This is a genomic window from Microvirgula sp. AG722 (genome assembly GCF_003269145.1).
Lineage (GTDB): Bacteria > Pseudomonadota > Gammaproteobacteria > Burkholderiales > Aquaspirillaceae > Microvirgula > Microvirgula aerodenitrificans.
This window is the reverse complement of record NZ_QLTJ01000017.1, coordinates 24159-43408: the sequence shown is the minus strand read 5'-3', so window position 1 is coordinate 43408 and position 19250 is coordinate 24159. Positions and strand designations below refer to the sequence as shown.

The following is a 19250-nucleotide window of genomic DNA, read 5'->3' as shown; positions in this document are numbered from 1 at the left end:
GGCGGGGTGATCAGACCATGTGGTGGAAGCCGCGGTCGACGTAGACCGTCTCGCCGGTCAGCGCGCGGCCGGCGTCGGAAATCAGGAACGCGGTGGTCATGCCGACATCTTCGATATCGACCAGCTTGTGTTCCGGCGTCTTGGCGATGGCATCCTCGATCAGGCGATCGAAGTGGGCGATGCCGCTGGCGGCGCGGGTGCGCAGCGGTCCCGGCGACACGGCATTGACGCGGATGCGCTTGCGGCCCAGTTCGGCGGCCAGGTAGCGGACGGTGGATTCCAGCGCGGCTTTGACCGGGCCCATCACGTTATAGTTCTCCACTACCTTGTCGGCGCCGTAGTAGGTCATGGTGACGATGGTGCCGCCGTCGGTCATCAGCGGTTCGGCCAGTCGGGCCATCTCGATCAGCGAGTAGCACGACACGCGCATCGCCTGGCCAAAGCCTTCGGCCGAGCAGTCGGTCACGCGGCCGTGCAGGTCGTCCATCGGGCAGAAGGCGATCGAGTGGATCACGAAGTCGAGCTTGCCCCACTTCTTTTCGATCTCGGCGAACACGGCTTCCAGCTGGCCTGGGACCTCGACGTCCATCGGCATGATGATGCCGGCGCCCAGCGATTCGGCCAGCGGGCGCACAAAGCGTTCGGCCTTCTCGTTCAGGTAGGTGACGGCGAACTCGGCGCCGCACTGCTTCAGGACCTCGGCGCAACCGTAGGCGATGGAGTTGTCGTTGGCGATGCCGACGATAAGGCCTTTTTTGCCGGCGATGACGTTGGACAGGTTCTGCATGTAAAGCTCCCGTGCTGGATGACAGCAATAAAATAACAACAGCTAATGACAAACACCTTAAACCACGCCGCTCTGATGACATGGTCAGTCACGCGTTGCAGCGTTTTTTCTTTGCGCCGGCAGTGCGCTATACTTTGCCGTTTGCAAATACCGTATAAGCATACAGGCTGTATGGTATTTTTGCTGCAATGCAGCAAGATGTCATCATGACAATATCTCATCCGACATTTTTCCGATACCGAACGCAAGCGCCGTGCCATGTACACGGTCATGCCAGAGAGAACGACGGTCATGCCGATCTATGAATACCGCTGCGGGAGCTGCGGACACGAGCAGGAACACCTGCAGAAGCTGTCCGCCGACCCGATTGCCGCCTGCCCGCAATGCGGCGGCGGCGATTATGCCAAGCAGTTGTCCGCCGTGGGCGGGTTCCAGCTGAAAGGCGGCGGTTTTTACGCCACCGACTTCAAGAACAAGGCGCCTGCCTGTCCCGCGTCCGCCGCACAGGGTGGCGGTTGCGGAGGCTGCGGCTGAGCGATGCTGAGAGTCCGTCTTACACTGAAGGGTTACCTGGTCACCGGTTTCCTGATCTGGTTGCCGCTGGCGGTGACATTGTGGGTGCTCGACCTGATCGTCAGCACCATGGACCAGACGCTGGACTGGCTGCCGGGCTCCTGGCAGCCGCAGTCGCTGATCGGCTTCCACATTCCCGGCCTCGGTCTGCTGTTCGCGCTGCTGGTGATGATTTTCACCGGCGCGTTCGCCGCCAACATCCTCGGCCAGAAACTGGTCGGCTTCTGGGATGCGCTGATGGGGCGCATTCCGGTGGTGAAATCGATCTACTCCAGCGTCAAGCAGGTCAGCGACACCCTGCTGTCCGGCTCGGGACAATCGTTCCGCAAGGCGCTGCTGGTGCAGTTTCCGCACCAGGATGCCTGGACCATCGCCTTCCTGACCGGTCATCCGGGCAAGGGCGTCATCGAGCACCTGGGCGGCGAGGAATATGTCAGCGTCTACGTCCCGACCACGCCGAACCCGACCTCGGGCTATTTCGTCATGGTCCGGAAGGCCGACACCCATGAACTGGACATGAGCGTGGACGACGCGCTCAAGTACATCATCTCGATGGGCGTAGTGACGCCCGGACAGAAAACCCGTTAATTCCAACAGGGGGCCCTGCCGGCCGTGTGGCCGGCGGGGTGCTCCAAAATCGAAAGTCAGCACACCATGCGTACCGATTACTGCGGACTCATCGACACCCGCTTTCTCGGCCAGACCGTGACGGTCAAGGGCTGGGTTCATCGTCGTCGTGACCACGGCGGCGTCATCTTCATCGACCTGCGCGACCGCGAGGGTCTGGTGCAGGTCGTCATCGATCCGGACACGCCGGAAGCCTTCAGCACCGCCGACAGCGCGCGCAACGAATTCGTGCTGTCGATCAGCGGCATCGTGCGCAATCGCCCGGAAGGGACCGTCAATACCGGTCTGGTGTCGGGCCAGATCGAAATCCTGGCCAAGGACATCGAGATCCTGAACACGGCTGCCACGCCGCCGTTCCAGATCGACGACGAAAACCTGTCCGAAACCGTGCGTCTGACCAACCGCGTCATCGACCTGCGCCGTCCGGCCATGCAGAAGAACCTGCGCCTGCGCTACCGCGTGGCGATGGGCGTGCGCCAGTACCTGGACAAGCAGGGCTTCATCGACATCGAAACGCCGATCCTCGGCCGTTCGACCCCGGAAGGCGCTCGCGACTACCTGGTGCCGAGCCGCGTGCATCCGGGCTCGTTCTTCGCGCTGCCGCAAAGCCCGCAGCTGTTCAAGCAGCTGCTGATGGTGGCCGGCTTCGACCGCTACTACCAGATCACCAAGTGTTTCCGCGACGAAGACCTGCGTGCCGACCGCCAGCCTGAATTCACCCAGATCGACCTGGAAACCTCGTTCCTGAACGAGGGCGAGATCATGGACATCACCGAAGGCATGACGCGCGAGATCTTCCGCGACGTGATGCAGGTCGAGCTTGGCGATTTCCCGCGCATGAGCTACCAGGATGCGATGTTCTACTACGGTTCGGACAAGCCGGACCTGCGCGTCAGCCTCAAGTTCACCGAGCTGACCGACCTGATGAAGACCGAGACGTTCAAGGTCTTCCGCGGGGCGGCCGATCTGCCGAACGGTCGCGTGGTGGCGTTGCGCGTGCCGGGCGGTTCCAGCATCAGCCGCAAGGAAATCGACGACTACACCCAGTTTGTCAGCATCTACGGTGCCAAGGGTCTGGCGTACATCAAGGTCAACGACAAGAGCAAGATCACCAATGACGAAACCAGCGGCCTGCAGTCGCCGATCGTCAAGTTCCTGTCGGTCGACGCGCTGAACGAGATCATGGCCCGCACCGGCGCCGACAACGGCGACATCATCTTCTTTGGCGCCGACAAGGCCAAGGTGGTGAACGAAGCCATTGGCGCGCTGCGACTGAAGATCGGTCACGCACGCGGCGAGGCCGGCGGCTACTTCGTGCGCGAATGGCGCCCGCTGTGGGTGGTCGACTTCCCGATGTTCGAGTACGACGAGGACGAAGACCGCTGGACGGCCTGCCACCATCCGTTCACGTCGCCGAAGCCGGGTCACGAAGACCTGATGGAAAGCGATCCGGCCAACTGCCTGGCCCGTGCCTACGACATGGTGCTGAACGGCTGGGAAATCGGTGGCGGTTCGGTGCGTATCCACCGTGCCGAAGTGCAGGAAAAGGTGTTCTCCGCGCTGAAGATTTCGGCCGAGGAACAGCAGAACAAGTTCGGCTTCCTGCTCGACAACCTGAAGTTCGGCGCGCCGCCGCATGGTGGCCTGGCCTTCGGTCTCGACCGTCTGGTGACGCTGATGGCCGGTGCGGAGTCGATCCGCGACGTGATCGCGTTCCCGAAGACCCAGCGCGCACAGTGCCTGCTGACCAATGCACCGAACGTCGTCGACGACAAGCAGCTCAAGGAACTGAGCCTGCGTCTGCGCCAGAAGGCAGAAACGCCGGCCGCCTGAGTTATCGGGCTCGTGGCATGAAAAAAAGCCGACCTGTAACGGGTCGGCTTTTTGTCGTTCCGGGCCTGGCTTAGACGGCGGTGGCCAGCATCGAGCCGGTTTCGCGGTAGCGCACATGCAGCTCGAAGGCGCGTTCGAGCCGGTGCGGCGTCTGGCCGCCCAGCGTCAGTGCGTCGCGGTAGTAATCGCGCAGCAGGTCGCGGTACAGCGGGTGGGTACAGTTGTCGATGATCACCCTGGCCCGTTCGCGCGGCGCCAGACCGCGCAGGTCGGCCAGACCCTGCTCGGTGACGATGATGTCCACGTCGTGCTCGTTGTGGTCGCAGTGCGACACCATGGGCACCACGCTGGAGACATTGCCGTTCTTGGCGATCGACTTGGTGGCGAAAATGGCGAAATAGGCATTGCGGGCAAAGTCGCCCGAGCCGCCGATGCCGTTCATCATGTGCGTGCCGCCGACGTGGGTCGAGTTCACATTGCCGTAGATGTCGACTTCCAGTGCGGTATTCAGCGCGATCAGGCCGAGGCGGCGGATCACTTCCGGATGGTTGCTGACCTCCTGCGGGCGCAGCACCAGCTTGTCGCGGTAGCGGTCCATGTTCTGGAACACCTGCTTGTGCTTGGCCGCTGACAGCGTGATCGACGAGCCGGAGGCAAAAGTCATCTTGCCCGAGTCCATCAGGTCGAAGGTCGAATCCTGCAGCACCTCCGAATACATGGTCAGGTTCTCGAACGGTGCATTGACGAAGCCGGCCAGCACCGCATTGGCGATGGTGCCGATGCCGGCCTGCAGCGGCGGCAGTTGTGCCGACAGGCGACCGCGCGACACTTCGTGCTTGAGGAATTCGATCAGGTGGGAGGCGATCAGTGCCGTGTCTTCGTCCGCCGGCAGCACGGTCGACGCACTGTCTGCTTTCTCGGTGATGACGATGGCGGCGATCTTTTCCAGCGGGATATGCACCGAAGTGGTGCCGACGCGGTCGTGCGGGGTGACGATGGGCAGCGGCTCGCGGGTCGGGCGCGGTTTCGGAATCCAGATGTCGTGCAGGCCTTCCAGTGCCGGCGACTGGCTCAGGTTGATCTCGACGATCACCTTCTCGGCCAGGATGGCGAAGCTGGCAGAGTTGCCGACCGAGGTGGTCGGCACGATGCCGCCGTCCTCGGTGATGGCCACCGCCTCGATGATGGCGACGTCCATCGGGCCGATCTGGTTCGAGCGCAGCAGCTCGACCGTTTCCGACAGATGCTGGTCGATAAACATCACTTCGCCGCGATTGATCGCGCGGCGCAGCGTGGTATCGACCTGGAACGGCATGCGGCGGGCCAGCACGCCGGCTTCGGTCAGCACCTTGTCGACGTCGTGGCCGAGCGAGGCGCCGGTAATCAGCGTGATGTGCAGCGGCTCGGTACGGGCGCGTTCGGCCAGCGCGATCGGGACTTCCTTGGCGTCGCCGGCGCGGGTGAACCCGCTGGTGCCGACGGTCATGCCGTCGCGGATCAGTTCGGCGGCCTTGGCCGGGGTAGTGACTCTGTCGAGCAGGGCTGCGCAGCGAATGCGTTGTTCACTCATGATGGTTTCTCCAGCCTGGTCGGCACGTCGGTGACCGGGTCGTGGACTGGCTGCCAGGCGGGCGCGGATGGCGCGGGCATGTGTGTGGGCGCGCGAGTCGGATGAAACATCACGCATGCAGTCAGTGCGGGCCGCGTTCGGGGCGCGTGTGCGGTTCTGGCGACCGTCAGGCTTGTGGTTTTGTAATGTCTCTCAGCGAGACCGCCATTAAAGCACTCCCGGCCAATACGGACAAATATGTTGTCCTATTTGCCCGCTTGCCGGCATGGCCACTGCCCTTGAAAAAAGCCCGGCCATGCCCCATTACTAAGAGGATATGCCCGGATTCATTGATTGCCGCACGCTATGCGCGCCATTAGCCGAATCAATTGGATCGCGCCGGGACGCTTCGTTATAACGTCGGCAATCACATCGGGCGCACCTGCCCACTTTACCCGCATCAAACAAGGAGACCCTCATGGCAGTTCTGGTTGGTAAACAGGCTCCGTTCTTCGCTGACGCTGACAAGACCTTCTCGGCCGTGCTCGGCGACGGCCAGATCGTCGACAACTTCAATTTCAAGAGCGCGACCGCCGGCAAGTACGCCGTCGTGTTCTTCTACCCGCTTGACTTCACCTTCGTGTGCCCGTCGGAACTGATCGCGTTCGATCACCGCCTGGAAGAGTTCAAGAAGCACAACGTCGAAGTCATCGGCGTGTCGATCGACAGCCAGTTCACCCACAACGCCTGGCGCAACACCCCGGTGGAAAAGGGCGGTATCGGCCAGGTCGGCTACACGCTGGTCGCCGACACCAAGCATGAAATTGCCCAGGCATTCGACGTCGAATCCGAAGGCGGCGTGGCCTTCCGTGGCACCTTCCTGATCGACCGTGCCGGCCAGGTCCGTCACCAGGTCGTCAACGACCTGCCGCTGGGCCGCAATATCGACGAAGCACTGCGCATGGTCGACGCGCTGCAGTTCTTCGAAGAAAACGGCGAAGTCTGCCCGGCAGGCTGGAACAAGGGCAAGAAGGGCATGAAGGCCGACCCGAGCGGCGTCGCGTCCTACCTGGCCGAAAACGCCAAGGACCTGTAACGCCTTTGCGTTGCAAAGAAAAACCCGCCTGCCGGCGGGTTTTTTCTTTGCCTGCGCGGACCTGTCCCGCCCGGCTATGCTAGATTGCCGCTTTGCCTCCCCGTCCCTTTTCGCATGTCGCAACACGCTTTCTCTCCCGGTCAGAATACCCAGTTGTCACCCAAAGCCTGGTACGAGCAGCTGGCGGGCCGCCCCGGCTTTATCGTCGACCCGGCCCAGGCCGAGGCCATCGACCATCTGGACCGGCTGTACTTCCAGCTGATGGAATTCAAGAAACGGCGCGGCCGCTTCCTCGGCAAGAGCCTGCGCAATCCGGAAGTGCCGCGCGGGCTGTACTTCTGGGGCGGGGTCGGTCGCGGCAAGAGCTTCCTGATGGATGCGTTCTATGCGTGCGTGCCGTACCGGCGCAAGCGGCGCGTGCATTTCCACCAGTTCATGATGGAAGTGCATGCCGAACTGCGGACGCTGACCAACGAAGCCGATCCGCTGGTCACGGTCGCGCGGCGCATCGCCGAGCGGACACGGCTGATGTGCTTCGACGAATTCCACGTCTCCGACATTGCCGACGCGATGATTCTCGCCCGGCTGCTGAAGGAGCTGTTCGAGCATGGCGTGATCTTTGTCATGACCTCGAATTACCAGCCGGATGCGCTGTATCCGAACGGGCTGCAGCGGATGAATTTCCTGCCGACCATCGCACTGATCAACGAGTGGATGGATGTGCTGAACGTCGACGGGGGGCGCGACTACCGGCACCGGGAACTGACCCGTGAGCCGCTGTATGTGACGCCACTGGCCGGCAGCCAGGAACGGCTGGAAGAAATCTGGACCCGGCTGGCGCCGGGCAAGGCGCTGAAGCGCGAAATCACGCTGTTCGATCGCAAGCTGAAGTGCGTGCGGCATGTGCCCGGCGTGATCTGGTTCGACTTCATGGAAATCTGCGCCGGCCCGCGTGCGCAGACCGACTATGTCGAGATCGCCCGTGCCTATCACACCGTGTTCGTGTCCGGCATGCCGAAGCTGAGTGCCAGCCAGGCCAGTGAAGCGCGACGCTTTACCTGGCTGGTCGACGTGTTCTACGACAGCCGGGTCAAGCTGGTGATGTCGGCCGAAGTCGAGGCGGATGCGCTGTATACCGAAGGGGTGCAGGCCAGCGAGTTCTTCCGCACCGCGAGCCGGCTGTCGGAAATGCAGACCAGCGAATATCTGGCGCTGCCGCATCAGGGCGATCCGTTCGAGCGGGTGCCGGTCGACGATCTGGCGCTGTGAAGACCCTGCTGCTGTATGTGCTGACGGCGGTCGCGGAGATTGCCGGCTGCTACCTGCCGTGGCTGTGGCTGAAACGCGGCGCACCGGTCTGGGTGCTGCTGCCGGCCGCGCTGAGCCTGGCGCTGTTCGCCTGGCTGCTCAGCCTGCACGAAGCCGCCGCCGGCCGCGTCTATGCGGCATATGGCGGCGTGTATATCGGCGTGGCGCTGTTGTGGCTGTGGGGCGTGGATGGCGTGCGGCCGACCGGCTGGGATCTGGCCGGGGCGGGCATCGCGCTGGCCGGCATGGCGATCATCGCCTTCCAGCCGCGCTAGCTGCTGCTACAGCTTGCCATTCGGTGCCAGCAGCGGGGTCAGGCCCATGGCCTTCAGCTGCGTCATTGCCTCGTCCGCCTCGGCACGGGTCGTGAACGGGCCGACGCTGACCCGGGTTTCCGACTGGGCGGCGATCCCGGACTTCTTCAGGCGCTGGACCAGTGCCGTCGCATTGTCGAGATTGCTGAACAGGCCGAGCTGGATACGGTAACCGACCGAGCTGCCGTCCGGACGTGCGGCCTCGGTCGGCGGCGCGGTACGGTACGGTACCGGCGTCGGCGCCGCGGCCGCGGCAGGAGCGGGTTTGGCCGTGGCTGCCGGTTTCTGCGCGGGCGCACTCTTTGCGACCGGCGCTTCGGTTTCCCTGGCGGCGGCCTTCGCGGGCGGTGTTGCGCTGTCTCTGGTTGCTGCTTTCGGTGCCGGTGCGGCCGGCTTCTCGGTCGCCTTGCTGGCGGCGGGGTGCGCGGCGCTGGCGGCCGGTGCTGCCGCCGGTGCGGCCTTGGGCTGGGCCGGCGTCACCGGTTCGGCCGGCGCATGGGCCGGTGCCTCGGTGGCCGGTGCCGTCGGCTCGGCTGCCGCTTCGGCTGCCGGGGCGGGCTCGGCCGGCTTCTCCGTCGCGCTGTCCGGTGCCGTTTCCACCGCCGCCGGATGTGGCGGCGTGATGATGCCTTCGCTCTTTGCTGCTGGCGCGCCGCCCGGCGGCGCGACGGGGCGGGTCACGCTGTTGTAGACCGGCCAGGCGATCAGCGCCGTTGTGACGATGCCCGCCGCGATCAGCAGCGACTTGCGGGAGACGGTGGGGGTCGGTTTCTCGGTGGGTTCGGTCATAGTCCGGTCATGCGGGTGAAGCGGGCGGCCCGCCGGCGTCGGCGGGAGTCTGGGCGGGCAGGGTACAACCGGCCCGCAGGGCAAGTGTGCCGCCGGATCATTGTCCATTGGCCGGCCCGCAGACTCCCGGGTTGGAAACAGTTGTCTGTCGTTCGTCAGCCACGGCGGTGCGAATCGCGACGCCGGAGCCGCAACACTGCTAGAATATCGGGTTCATCGAAGGCATGTGCCTTCCAATTTATACCGAATTCATGTCGAGGAGACTTTGTATGGCAATCGAACGTACCCTGTCAATTGTAAAGCCTGACGCCGTGGGCAAGAACGTGATCGGCAAGATCTACGATCGTTTCGAGTCGGCTGGCCTGAAGGTTGTCGCCGCCAAGATGAAGCATCTGTCCCGCAGCGAAGCCGAAGGCTTCTACGCCGTGCACAAGGAACGTCCGTTCTTCAACGACCTGGTCCAGTTCATGATCTCCGGCCCGGTGATGATCCAGGCGCTGGAAGGCGAAAACGCCGTGCTGAAGAACCGTGACCTGATGGGCGCCACCGACCCGAAAAAGGCCGACAAGGGCACCATCCGCGCCGACTTCGCCGACTCGATCGACGCCAACGCCGTCCACGGTTCGGACAGCGCTGAAAACGCCGCGATCGAAATCGCCTACTTCTTCGCCGCTTCGGAAGTCTACTCGCGCTGATCGCGCCTGCCGCGCCGGGACGGTGTCCCGCGCGGCTTCTCACCTCGTGTTGTGCCATGAAGACCAATCTGCTCGATTTCACCCTCCCGCAACTCACCGACCATTTCGCCGCCATGGGCGAAAAGCCTTTTCGCGCCAGACAGGTGATGCGCTGGATGCACCAGATGGGCGAAAACGATTTCGGCGCCATGACCGATCTCGCCAAGAGCCTGCGCGCCAAGCTTGAACAGTCGGCCTGCGTGACCGTGCCCAGCCTGATGGCCGAGCAGCAGTCCACCGACGGCACGCGCAAGTGGCTGCTGGATGTCGGTACCGGCAACGGGGTGGAAACCGTCTTCATTCCCGAGAACGAGCGCGGCACGCTGTGCGTGTCGAGCCAGGTCGGCTGTGCGCTGGAATGCACGTTCTGCTCGACCGGGCGCCAGGGCTTCAACCGCAATCTCACCACTGCCGAGATCATCGGCCAGCTGTGGTGGGCAAACAAATCCCTGGGGGTGACGCAGAAGAACGAACGCGTCATCTCCAATGTCGTGATGATGGGCATGGGCGAACCGCTCGCCAATTACGACAATGTGGTCGCCGCGCTGCAGATCATGCTCGACGACCATGGTTACGGGCTGTCGCGCCGCCGCGTCACCGTGTCGACGTCCGGGATGGTCCCGGTCATGGACCGTCTGCGCGAGGACTGTCCGGTCGCGCTGGCCGTCAGCCTGCACGCGCCGAACGACGCCATCCGCGACGAGATCGTGCCGATCAACCGGAAATATCCGCTGCGCGAACTGCTGGCAGCCTGTCAACGCTACCTCGAGCGCGCACCGCGCGATTTCGTCACCTTTGAATATGTGATGCTTGACGGGGTGAACGACAGACCGGAACATGCCCGGCAACTGGTGGCCCTCGTCCGCGACGTGCCATGCAAATTCAACCTGATCCCGTTCAACCCGTTCCCCAACTCGGGGTACGAGCGATCGAGCAACAATGCGGTGCGCGCGTTCCGCGACATTCTGGTGGATGCCGGCCATGTCACCACGATCCGCAAAACGCGCGGCGACGATATCGATGCCGCCTGCGGGCAACTGGCCGGACAGGTTCAGGACAAGACAAAACGCAAGATTCGCTGGCTGACGGAGAATGGCGGTTCATGACCCGTTGCCGTCGATCTTCCCGTTGGCGCGAACGCACAGGTGCGATGTGTGGGGACACCAGTGAAGAAGTCGGTAAATTTTGGAACTCAAGTGCCGTCGTCCCGACCCGGACCCGGCTCAACAGTACAACGAGCGGAATCCCCAGATGACCAGTGACATCCCCCGCGAAACGGCCGCACCGATGCAATCGGCCGGCGTCATGCTGTCCAACGAGCGGATCAAGCGCGGCATTTCCATCCAGGAAGTGGCAGACCAGATCAAGCTGTCGAAGCGACAGATCGAAGCCATCGAGGCGGACAATTACGACAAATTGCCAGGACCGACCTTCGCGCGAGGCTTTGTGCGCAACTACGCACGTTTCCTGGAGATGGATGCCGCACCGCTGCTGGCCTGGCTGGACGGCCATCTGCCGAGCACGGCAGTCGCCGCAACGCCGGTCCCCGAACAGCAGACCGCCTCAGAACCGGTTGCGCCGCGTCCGGCACGGTCGGGCGGCAATGGCGGCCGGGTCGTCAAGAGCGTACTGCTGCTGGCCCTGCTCGGCATTGCCGGTTATATCGGCTATGGCGCCCTGGTCAACTACACTGCTCCGGCTGCCCCGGTGGCGGACATGGCGCAGCCGGAAGCCGGTGCGCTGGTGACCGATGCCGAAACGCCGCCGGCCGACGAGGTGCCTGAAGCGGCGCCCGCGACGACCGAAACGCCGGCGCCGGACACGTCGACGGCACCCGCTCCGGGCACCGATACCGCCGCACCGACCACTCCGTCGGCCGACACGGCCACCGCGCCGGCACCGACTGCGGCTGCGGCAGAAACGCCGGCCGCAACCGGCGCCGTCCGCATTCTGGCCAAGACCGACAGCTGGGTGTCGGTGCTGGATGCCGATGGCAACAAGCTGCTGTACGAAAAGGTTTCCGCTGGTGCCGAGAAGACCGTGACCGGCAAGCCGCCGTACCGGGTCGTGATCGGCAATGCCCAGCAGGCCGAACTGTACTTCAACGGCAAGAAGGTCGACCTGGCCGACAAGATCCGTGGCAGCACGGCAAAACTGACTCTCGAGTAAGCCATGATCGATACCGGCAGTCCCATCCCCCGGCGCGTGTCCAGACAGGCGCGCGTAGGCCATGTACTGGTCGGCGGGGACGCGCCCGTCATCGTGCAGTCGATGACCAATACCGATACCGCCGATGCCGCCGGCACGGCGGCCCAGGTCGCCGAGCTGGCCGAGGCCGGCTCCGAGATCGTCCGCATCACGGTGAATTCGCCGGAAGCGGCGGCACGGGTGGCGGAAATCCGTCAGCGCCTCGACGACATGGGCTGCAACGTGCCGCTGGTGGGGGATTTCCATTTCAATGGTGATCGCCTGCTGCGCGACTATCCCGACTGCGCCCGGGCGCTGGCCAAGTTCCGCATCAACCCGGGCAACGTCGGCCGGGGTGCCAAGGGCGACGAGAAATTCTCGTTCATGATCCGGCTGGCGGCCGAACTGGACAAACCGGTACGGATCGGCGTGAACTGGGGCAGCCTCGACCAGGCGCTCGCCAACCGGCTGATGGATGAAAACAGCCGCCGGCCGCAGCCGCTGCCGGCCGAGGCGGTCATGCGCGAGGCGCTGATCGTGTCCGCGCTGGAAAACGCCGCCAGGGCCGTGGAACTGGGGCTGGATCCGGACCAGATCATCCTGTCGTGCAAGGTCAGCCATGTGCAGGACCTGATTGCGGTTTACCGCGATCTGGGCCGCCGTTGCGACTACGCGCTGCACCTCGGGCTGACCGAGGCCGGCATGGGATCGAAGGGCATCGTCGCGTCGACCGCGGCGCTGGCCGTACTGCTGCAGGAAGGCATCGGCGATACCATCCGCGTCTCGCTGACGCCGCAACCGGGCGAGTCGCGTACCCGGGAAATCATCGTCGCCCAGGAAATCCTGCAGACGATGGGCCTGCGTTCGTTCACGCCGCTGGTGACTGCCTGCCCGGGCTGTGGTCGCACCACCAGCACGGTGTTCCAGGAGCTGGCCGACCAGATCCAGACCTATCTGCGCGAGCAGATGCCGATCTGGCGGCTGCAGTATCCCGGCGTTGAAATGATGAATGTCGCGGTCATGGGCTGCGTGGTGAACGGTCCGGGCGAAAGCAAGCTGGCGGACATCGGCATCTCGCTGCCCGGCACCGGCGAAGTCCCGGTCGCGCCGGTCTATGTGGACGGCGAAAAGACGGTGACCCTGAAGGGCGACAATATTGCCGACGCCTTCCAGGACATCGTCGACGACTATGTGAAAACCCGATACGGGGAGGGCGGCAGCAAGCGTCGTCGCACGATTGCGCTGAAACCGGTCTGATGACGCGCAAGGGCGTGGAATAATCTATGCTCTTGCCTGTCCGCCGACGGGCCGCAGCATCGGGAATACCCGTGCTGCGGCCCGCTGTATTGTTCCGTACCCCATGGCAAAACCGAATCAAGACTCTCGAACAGAACTGAAGATGGCAGAAAAAATACAGGCGATTCGCGGCATGAATGATGTGTTGCCGGGCGAATCCCAGCAGTGGGAATATTTTGAGGGCGTGCTGCGCACCCTGCTGACCGATTACGGTTATCAGAACATCCGCACCCCGATCGTCGAGAACACGCCGCTGTTCGTGCGCTCGATCGGCGAAGTGACCGACATCGTCGAGAAGGAAATGTACACCTTCACCGACAGCCTGAACGGGGACAGCCTGACGCTGCGCCCGGAAGGCACGGCCGGCACGCTGCGCGCGGTGGTCGAACACAACCTGCTGTACAACGCCACGCAGCGGCTGTGGTACATGGGCCCGATGTATCGTCACGAACGGCCGCAGAAAGGCCGTTACCGGCAGTTCCACCAGGTCGGCATCGAGGCGCTCGGCTTTGCCGGCCCCGATATCGATGCCGAAATCATCATGATGACGGCGGACCTGTGGCAGCGGCTGGGCATCAGCGACTACGTGCGGCTTGAAATCAACACGCTGGGCAATGCCGACGAGCGCGCGCGCCACCGCGAAGCGCTGATCCGCTATCTGGAACAGTTCGTCGACATCCTCGACGAGGACGGCAAGCGCCGGCTGTATACCAATCCGCTGCGCGTGCTCGACACCAAGAACCCGGCGCTGCAGGAGATGGCCGATGGCGCGCCGCGCCTGATCGACTACCTTGGCGACGCATCACGCGCGCACTACGACGGCTGGAAGGCGATGATCGCCGGCATCGGCGTCGACTTCGTGGAAAACCCGCGTCTGGTGCGCGGTCTCGATTACTACAACCAGTCGGTGTTCGAGTGGGTGACCACCGAACTCGGCGCCCAGGGCACGGTCTGCGCCGGCGGGCGCTACGACGGGCTGACCGAACAGCTGGGCGGCAAGCCGGCGCCGGGCATCGGCTTTGGCATGGGCATGGAACGCGTGCTGCTGCTGCTGGCCGACAAGGGACTGCTGCCTGCCAGCAGCGGCACCGATATCTACCTGGTCAGCCAGGGCGACGGTGCGCCGCTGTACGCGATGCAGCTGGCCAAGGCGCTGCGCGCTGCCGGCTACGCGGTCATCCAGCACATGGGTGAGGGCAGCTTCAAGTCGCAAATGAAAAAAGCCGACCAGAGTGGCGCGCGTTACGCCGTCATCGTCGGCGAAAACGAACTGGCCAACGACCAGGCCGTGCTCAAGCCGCTGCGCGATGGCGGCGAGCAGGAGACGCTCGGCCGGCACGAACTTGTGGCAAAGCTTGCCGCGCTGAAATCTTAAGGGGAACTCATGGCTTTCGACTTGCAGGAACAGGAGCAGATAGACGACATCAAGGCGTTCTGGCGCCAGTGGGGTCGCTGGATCTGCACCGGGGTGGTCGTCGCTGCGGTGGCGTATCTCGGCTACAAGGGCTGGGGCTATTACCAGCGCCATGTCGCCACCGAGGCCGCCGTGCTGTATGCACCGGTGGACGAAGCCGTCCGCAGCAATGACACCGGCAAGCTGGTGGCCAGCGCCAAGGCGCTGCAGGATGCCTACCCGTCGTCCGGCTACGCCGCGCGTGCCAGCCTGCTGGCGGCCCGGGTCGCTTTCGACCACGGTGACGTCAAGACGGCCGAACAGGCGCTGGGCTGGGTGACTGCCAATGCAAAAGAAGCAGCGCTGGTGGCCGTGGCCCGCCTGCGCCTTGCCTCGCTGAAGCTCGATGCGAACCAGGCTGACGCCGCGCTGGCCGAACTGGCCAAGCCGGTCGACGTCGCCTTCGCCGCGCAGCAACTCGAACTCAAGGGCGACGCGCTGTCGGTCAAGGGCGATCGCAAGGGCGCACATGCGGCCTATCTGGAGTCCCTGGCCAAGATGTCGCCGGAAGCGCCGCGCGCAGAACTGGTCCAAGTCAAAATCGATTCACTGGGTGGCTGATAACATGAATAAACCCTTCCCGATGAAGTTGTCCGTCGTTGCGCTGCTTGCTGCGCTGGCCCTGTCCGGCTGCTCGCTGTTTTCCGGCAGCGACAATACGCCCGAGCCGACGCCGCTGAAGCCGCTGAAGCCACTGGTCGACCTGAAGGTCGGCTGGAAAAACAGCGTCGGCGATGCCGGCGGCTACGTGTTCGAACCGGCTTTCGACGGTGAGCGCGTGTACACCGCAGGCAATAACGGCCGCGTGCAGATCATCGATCCTGCCACCGGCCGCGAGATCGGCGGCTTCGATACCAAGGTCCGGCTGTCGGCCGGTGTCGGTGTGCGTGATGGCCGGGTGTTTGCCGTCAGCGAGCGCGGCGAACTGCTGGCCTTCACCACCCAGGGCGAATCGCGCTGGAAGGCGACGCTGACCAGCCAGGCGCTGGAAGCGCCGCAGACCGACGGCAAGACGGTCGTGGTCCGTACCGGTGACGGCAACGTGACGGCGTTCGACTTTGCCAGCGGCCAGCAACTGTGGCTGTACCAGCGCCAGCAACCGGCGCTGTCGGTGCGTTCGACCGGTGCCATGCAACTGCTCGGCTCCGATGTCGTGCTGCTGGGCCTGCCCGGCGGCGTGCTGACGGTGCTGGGTCTGGCCGATGGCCGCGCGATGTGGGAAGCCAACGTCGCCACGCCGAAGGGCGCGACCGAACTCGACCGGATGGTCGACGTCGCCAGTCGCCCGGTGTTCGACCGTGGCCAGGTGTGCGCAGTCGCCTTCCAGGGTCGCCTGAGCTGCTTCGACGCGCGTACCGCGACGCCGATGTGGTCGCGTGAAGTGTCGTCGAGCAAGGGCATTGCCCTGGACGCCGCCAATATCTACGTGACCGCCGACGACGGTTCGGTGCAGGCGTTCGACCGTACCGACGGCCGCAGCGTCTGGCGCCAGGATGGCTTCAAATACCGCAAGGTGGAGGCACCGGCCCTGCTGGGCCGCTTCGTCGTCGTGACCGACGGCGAAGGCATTGCCCACCTGCTTTCCAATGAATCGGGCGACGAGCTCGGCCGTGCGTCGATCGGCGCATCCGGCCAGCCGGTCGCCGCGGGACCGAACCTGCTGGTGCAGGGCCTCGGCCGAATCGCCCAACTGGGACTGTAAATTAAGTGAAACCGACTGTAGTGCTTGTCGGCCGGCCCAATGTCGGCAAATCGACGCTGTTCAACCGGCTGACCAAAACCCGCGACGCGCTGGTGGCGGACCTGCCCGGCCTGACCCGTGACCGTCACTATGGCCACGGGCGGGTCGGTGACAAGCCGTATCTCGTGGTCGACACCGGGGGCTTCGAGCCGGTGGTCGACAGCGGCATCATGCATGAGATGGCGCGCCAGACCCTGCAGGCCGTGGATGAAGCGGACGCGGTGGTGTTCCTGGTCGATGCCCGCTCCGGGCTGACGCCGCAGGACAAGATCATCGCCAACCAGCTTCGCCAGGGCAGCCGGCCGGTCTACCTGGTGGTCAACAAGGCCGAAGGCATGAGCCGGGCCATGGTGGTGGCCGAATTCTACGAGCTGGGTCTTGGCGAGCCGTGGAGCATTTCCGGCGCCCATGGCGAAGGCGTGCGCGAACTGATGGACGAGGTGCTGGAGCCGTTTGCCGACGAGGCACCGGCAGAAGACCCGCGCCATCCGAAGTTCGCCATCATCGGCCGGCCGAACGTCGGCAAGTCGACGCTGGTCAACGCCATCCTCGGTGAAGAACGGGTGATTGCCTTCGACCATCCGGGGACTACCCGTGACTCGATCTACATCGATTTCGAGCGCGAAGGGAAGCCGTACACCATCATCGATACCGCCGGCGTGCGCCGTCGCGCCAAGGTGAACGAGGCAATCGAGAAATTCTCGGTGGTGAAGACGCTGCAGGCGATCGAAGACGCCAACGTCGCCGTGCTGGTGCTCGACGCCAGCCTCGACGTGTCGGACCAGGATGCGACGCTGGCCGGTTTTGCCCTCGAAGCCGGCCGGGCGCTGGTGGTCGCGGTCAACAAGTGGGACGACTGTGGCGAAGACCAGAAGCTGCGCATCAAGCACAGCATCGCCCGCAAGCTGCATTTCCTTGAATTTGCCAAATATCACTATATTTCGGCACTGAAGGGGCAGGGCGTCGGCGAGCTGTTCAAGTCCATCGACCAGGCGTACACGGCCGCAATGTGCAAGCTGGCGACGCCGAAGCTGACGCGTGCGCTGCAAGTGGCGCTGGAACGCCAGTCACCGCCGATGATCGGCCTGACCCGGCCGAAACTGCGTTATGCCCACCAGGGCGGCATGAATCCGCCGATCGTGGTGATACACGGCAATGCGCTTGATAAGTTGCCGGACAGCTATACCCGTTATCTTGAACACAGTTTCCGCCGTATCTTCAAGCTTGAGGGTACGCCGTTGCGTGTGCAGTATAAATCGACCGACAACCCCTATACCGAACGGGCGGCACCGCCGAAACCGACCAAGGGCAAGCCGAAACCGGTACGATACGGCAAGAAAAAATAGTGGCATCCCGGCGTTTTTCCGCTTAGAAAAATAGAACGCTATCCCGAGCGAATTACAAAACCTTAAGTAAAATCGGAGATCAAAAATGAGCACCAAAGGGCAAATGCTACAAGACCCGTTTCTGAACGTGCTGCGTAAAGAGCACGTGCCGGTGTCCATCTATCTTGTGAACGGCATCAAGCTGCAAGGGCAGATCGAGTCGTTCGATCAATATGTCGTGCTGCTGAAAAACACGGTGACCCAGATGGTGTACAAGCATGCCATCTCGACCGTGGTGCCCGCACGTCCGGTCTCCATTCCGCACGAGCATCACACCCCGGCCGGCGCTGCCCCGCAGGACGCCTGACCGGCGACGGCGCGGGGAAGGCGGGGGTAGCCGGCAATGGACCGGTGCCCGTCAACGAGCCGCTTCCCCCGTCTGCCTTTTGTCCGACCGGCCGGCGATTGCCGGCCGTCTGCATTTTGTCATAGCTGAAAGCGATCCCTATTCGTGTTAGACCGTCCTGATTTTGGTGATACCGCAGTAGTTGTGTGTCTGAATTTTGGCGAGCCGGATTTTGCCGAAGGCGTCGAGGAATGTGTCGAGCTGGTCAAGGGGGCCGGTGTCGATGTGCGCGACGTGGTAATCGGCAAGCGACAGCGACCGGATGCGGCCCTGTTTGCCGGCAAGGGCAAGGTCGAGGAAATCGGCATGGCGCTGAAGGCGCACGACGCCAATGTGGTGATCTTCAATCATGCACTGTCCCCGGCACAGCAGCGCAACCTGGAACGCTTGCTGGAATGCCGCGTGGTCGACCGAACCAGCCTGATCCTGGACATCTTCGCCCAGCGCGCACGCAGCCACGAAGGCAAGCTGCAGGTCGAACTGGCCCAGCTCAACCACCTGGCGACCCGCCTGGTGCGCGGCTGGACCCACCTGGAACGGCAAAAGGGCGGCATCGGCCTGCGCGGGCCGGGTGAAACCCAGCTCGAAACCGACCGCCGTCTGATCGGCATACGGGTCAAGCTGCTGAAAGACCGCCTGGCGCGGGTCGAACGGCAGCGGAACGTGCAGCGGCGCGGCCGCGAGCGCGGCGGCGTGTTCAGCGTTTCCATCGTCGGCTATACCAATGCCGGCAAGTCGACGCTGTTCAATTCGCTGACCAAGGCGCGCGCCTATGCGGCCGATCAGCTGTTCGCGACACTGGATACCACCAGCCGTCGGCTCTACCTTAACGAGCAGCTAAGTGTAGTGTTGTCTGATACGGTGGGCTTCATCCGCGATCTGCCCCATTCGCTAGTTGCTGCGTTCAAGGCCACGCTGGAAGAGACGGTCAGAGCCGATCTCCTGCTGCATGTGGTCGACAGCGCCAGCGATACCCGTGACATGCAGATCGCCGAAGTCAACAAAGTGCTGAAGGAAATCGACGCCGATGGCGTACCTCAGCTCCTGGTCTGGAACAAGTGCGATCTGAAGGGATTGCCGGCCGACATCGAGCGGGACGAACAAGGGCGTATCATTGCCGTTCGCGTCTCCGCGCTTACCGGCGAAGGCCTGGAGCTGTTGCGGGCTGCGCTTGTCGAATGCGCAAGCGCCCCCACATACTGACAGCGTATTCAAACATCAAGAACCCGGAC

19 protein-coding genes are annotated in these 19250 nt (G+C 63.7%); 16 read left to right on the top strand and 3 right to left on the bottom strand.

Going from position 1 to position 19250, the window contains the following annotated elements; translation table 11 throughout:
* Positions 1-10 precede the first annotated feature (10 nt).
* Positions 11-787, bottom strand: coding sequence for an enoyl-ACP reductase FabI (gene fabI, locus DFO50_RS16160; RefSeq protein WP_028499951.1), 777 nt, complete (start codon positions 785-787; stop codon positions 11-13).
* Between the two features lie 291 nt (positions 788-1078).
* Here fabI and DFO50_RS16155 point away from each other — a divergent pair, with 291 nt between their 5' ends.
* From DFO50_RS16155 to aspS, 3 genes are all read left to right on the top strand, one after another.
* Positions 1079-1321, top strand: coding sequence for an FmdB family zinc ribbon protein (locus DFO50_RS16155; RefSeq protein WP_028499952.1), 243 nt, complete (start codon positions 1079-1081; stop codon positions 1319-1321).
* 3 nt (positions 1322-1324) lie between these two features.
* A complete protein-coding gene (locus DFO50_RS16150; RefSeq protein ID WP_036386489.1) occupies positions 1325-1948 on the top strand; it encodes a DUF502 domain-containing protein in 624 nt (207 codons plus the stop codon).
* A gap of 66 nt (positions 1949-2014) precedes the next feature.
* A complete protein-coding gene (aspS, locus tag DFO50_RS16145) occupies positions 2015-3820 on the top strand; it encodes an aspartate--tRNA ligase (RefSeq protein ID WP_112692869.1) in 1806 nt (601 codons plus the stop codon).
* 70 nt (positions 3821-3890) lie between these two features.
* Here aspS and DFO50_RS16140 read toward each other — a convergent pair whose 3' ends face one another.
* Complete coding sequence (locus DFO50_RS16140; RefSeq protein ID WP_028499955.1) at positions 3891-5390, bottom strand: acetyl-CoA hydrolase/transferase family protein; 1500 nt, start codon at positions 5388-5390, stop codon at positions 3891-3893.
* Between the two features lie 457 nt (positions 5391-5847).
* Between DFO50_RS16140 and DFO50_RS16135 the strand changes: the two genes are divergently transcribed.
* The 3 genes from DFO50_RS16135 (at position 5848) to DFO50_RS16125 (ending at position 8048) form a co-directional block, all read left to right on the top strand.
* Positions 5848-6465: a peroxiredoxin gene (locus tag DFO50_RS16135; protein WP_107888667.1), complete on the top strand. Its 618-nt coding sequence runs from the start codon at positions 5848-5850 to the stop codon at positions 6463-6465.
* Positions 6466-6579: 114 nt separating this feature from the next.
* On the top strand, positions 6580-7734 hold the full coding sequence (zapE, locus tag DFO50_RS16130; RefSeq protein ID WP_199489872.1) for a cell division protein ZapE: 1155 nt from the start codon (positions 6580-6582) through the stop codon (positions 7732-7734).
* Entirely contained in the window at positions 7731-8048 is a 318-nt protein-coding gene (locus DFO50_RS16125; protein ID WP_028499958.1) for a YnfA family protein, read from the top strand. The genes zapE and DFO50_RS16125 overlap by 4 nt, the downstream gene beginning before the upstream one ends.
* Before the next feature lie 6 nt (positions 8049-8054).
* Here the strand turns inward: DFO50_RS16125 and DFO50_RS16120 are convergent, their stop codons facing one another.
* Complete coding sequence (locus tag DFO50_RS16120; protein WP_051528988.1) at positions 8055-8876, bottom strand: SPOR domain-containing protein; 822 nt, start codon at positions 8874-8876, stop codon at positions 8055-8057.
* 269 nt (positions 8877-9145) lie between these two features.
* On the opposite strand from DFO50_RS16120, the gene ndk reads away from it, so the two are divergent.
* The 10 genes from ndk (at position 9146) to hflX (ending at position 19221) form a co-directional block, all read left to right on the top strand.
* Complete coding sequence (gene ndk / locus DFO50_RS16115) at positions 9146-9571, top strand: nucleoside-diphosphate kinase (protein WP_028499959.1); 426 nt, start codon at positions 9146-9148, stop codon at positions 9569-9571.
* A gap of 56 nt (positions 9572-9627) precedes the next feature.
* Positions 9628-10716: a 23S rRNA (adenine(2503)-C(2))-methyltransferase RlmN gene (gene rlmN / locus DFO50_RS16110; RefSeq protein WP_028499960.1), complete on the top strand. Its 1089-nt coding sequence runs from the start codon at positions 9628-9630 to the stop codon at positions 10714-10716.
* 145 nt (positions 10717-10861) lie between these two features.
* Complete coding sequence (locus tag DFO50_RS16105; protein WP_028499961.1) at positions 10862-11779, top strand: RodZ domain-containing protein; 918 nt, start codon at positions 10862-10864, stop codon at positions 11777-11779.
* Positions 11780-11782: 3 nt separating this feature from the next.
* Entirely contained in the window at positions 11783-13054 is a 1272-nt protein-coding gene (gene ispG / locus DFO50_RS16100; RefSeq protein ID WP_199489871.1) for a flavodoxin-dependent (E)-4-hydroxy-3-methylbut-2-enyl-diphosphate synthase, read from the top strand.
* Positions 13055-13196: 142 nt separating this feature from the next.
* Positions 13197-14468 carry a histidine--tRNA ligase gene (gene hisS, locus DFO50_RS16095; RefSeq protein WP_112692868.1) on the top strand — a complete coding sequence of 424 codons (1272 nt, stop codon included), beginning with the start codon at positions 13197-13199 and terminating at the stop codon, positions 14466-14468.
* 9 nt (positions 14469-14477) lie between these two features.
* Positions 14478-15107 (top strand): tetratricopeptide repeat protein, encoded by a 630-nt coding sequence (locus tag DFO50_RS16090; protein WP_028499964.1) that lies wholly within the window; start codon positions 14478-14480, stop codon positions 15105-15107.
* A 4-nt stretch (positions 15108-15111) separates the two neighbouring features.
* On the top strand, positions 15112-16248 hold the full coding sequence (gene bamB, locus DFO50_RS16085) for an outer membrane protein assembly factor BamB (RefSeq protein ID WP_158537488.1): 1137 nt from the start codon (positions 15112-15114) through the stop codon (positions 16246-16248).
* 5 nt (positions 16249-16253) lie between these two features.
* Complete coding sequence (der, locus tag DFO50_RS16080) at positions 16254-17633, top strand: ribosome biogenesis GTPase Der (RefSeq protein ID WP_028499966.1); 1380 nt, start codon at positions 16254-16256, stop codon at positions 17631-17633.
* Positions 17634-17718: 85 nt separating this feature from the next.
* Positions 17719-17979 carry an RNA chaperone Hfq gene (gene hfq, locus DFO50_RS16075; RefSeq protein WP_028499967.1) on the top strand — a complete coding sequence of 87 codons (261 nt, stop codon included), beginning with the start codon at positions 17719-17721 and terminating at the stop codon, positions 17977-17979.
* Between the two features lie 144 nt (positions 17980-18123).
* On the top strand, positions 18124-19221 hold the full coding sequence (gene hflX, locus DFO50_RS16070) for a ribosome rescue GTPase HflX (RefSeq protein WP_036386497.1): 1098 nt from the start codon (positions 18124-18126) through the stop codon (positions 19219-19221).
* The last annotated feature ends 29 nt before the right edge of the window (positions 19222-19250 follow it).

Excerpts from the sequence above, each read along its gene's own strand:
- bamB (WP_158537488.1), top strand. The coding sequence starts at position 15,112 with ATGAATAAACCCTTCCCGATGAAGTTGTCCGTCGTTGCGCTGCTTGCT.
- zapE (WP_199489872.1), top strand. The coding sequence starts at position 6,580 with ATGTCGCAACACGCTTTCTCTCCCGGTCAGAATACCCAGTTGTCACCC.
- DFO50_RS16135 (WP_107888667.1), top strand. The coding sequence starts at position 5,848 with ATGGCAGTTCTGGTTGGTAAACAGGCTCCGTTCTTCGCTGACGCTGAC.
- ndk (WP_028499959.1), top strand. The coding sequence starts at position 9,146 with ATGGCAATCGAACGTACCCTGTCAATTGTAAAGCCTGACGCCGTGGGC.
- DFO50_RS16140 (WP_028499955.1), bottom strand. The coding sequence starts at position 5,390 with ATGAGTGAACAACGCATTCGCTGCGCAGCCCTGCTCGACAGAGTCACT.
- aspS (WP_112692869.1), top strand. The coding sequence starts at position 2,015 with ATGCGTACCGATTACTGCGGACTCATCGACACCCGCTTTCTCGGCCAG.
- ispG (WP_199489871.1), top strand. The coding sequence starts at position 11,783 with ATGATCGATACCGGCAGTCCCATCCCCCGGCGCGTGTCCAGACAGGCG.
- fabI (WP_028499951.1), bottom strand. The coding sequence starts at position 787 with ATGCAGAACCTGTCCAACGTCATCGCCGGCAAAAAAGGCCTTATCGTC.
- rlmN (WP_028499960.1), top strand. The coding sequence starts at position 9,628 with ATGAAGACCAATCTGCTCGATTTCACCCTCCCGCAACTCACCGACCAT.
- DFO50_RS16105 (WP_028499961.1), top strand. The coding sequence starts at position 10,862 with ATGACCAGTGACATCCCCCGCGAAACGGCCGCACCGATGCAATCGGCC.
- DFO50_RS16150 (WP_036386489.1), top strand. The coding sequence starts at position 1,325 with ATGCTGAGAGTCCGTCTTACACTGAAGGGTTACCTGGTCACCGGTTTC.
- DFO50_RS16120 (WP_051528988.1), bottom strand. The coding sequence starts at position 8,876 with ATGACCGAACCCACCGAGAAACCGACCCCCACCGTCTCCCGCAAGTCG.
- DFO50_RS16090 (WP_028499964.1), top strand. The coding sequence starts at position 14,478 with ATGGCTTTCGACTTGCAGGAACAGGAGCAGATAGACGACATCAAGGCG.
- hisS (WP_112692868.1), top strand. The coding sequence starts at position 13,197 with ATGGCAGAAAAAATACAGGCGATTCGCGGCATGAATGATGTGTTGCCG.
- DFO50_RS16155 (WP_028499952.1), top strand. The coding sequence starts at position 1,079 with ATGCCGATCTATGAATACCGCTGCGGGAGCTGCGGACACGAGCAGGAA.
- hfq (WP_028499967.1), top strand. The coding sequence starts at position 17,719 with ATGAGCACCAAAGGGCAAATGCTACAAGACCCGTTTCTGAACGTGCTG.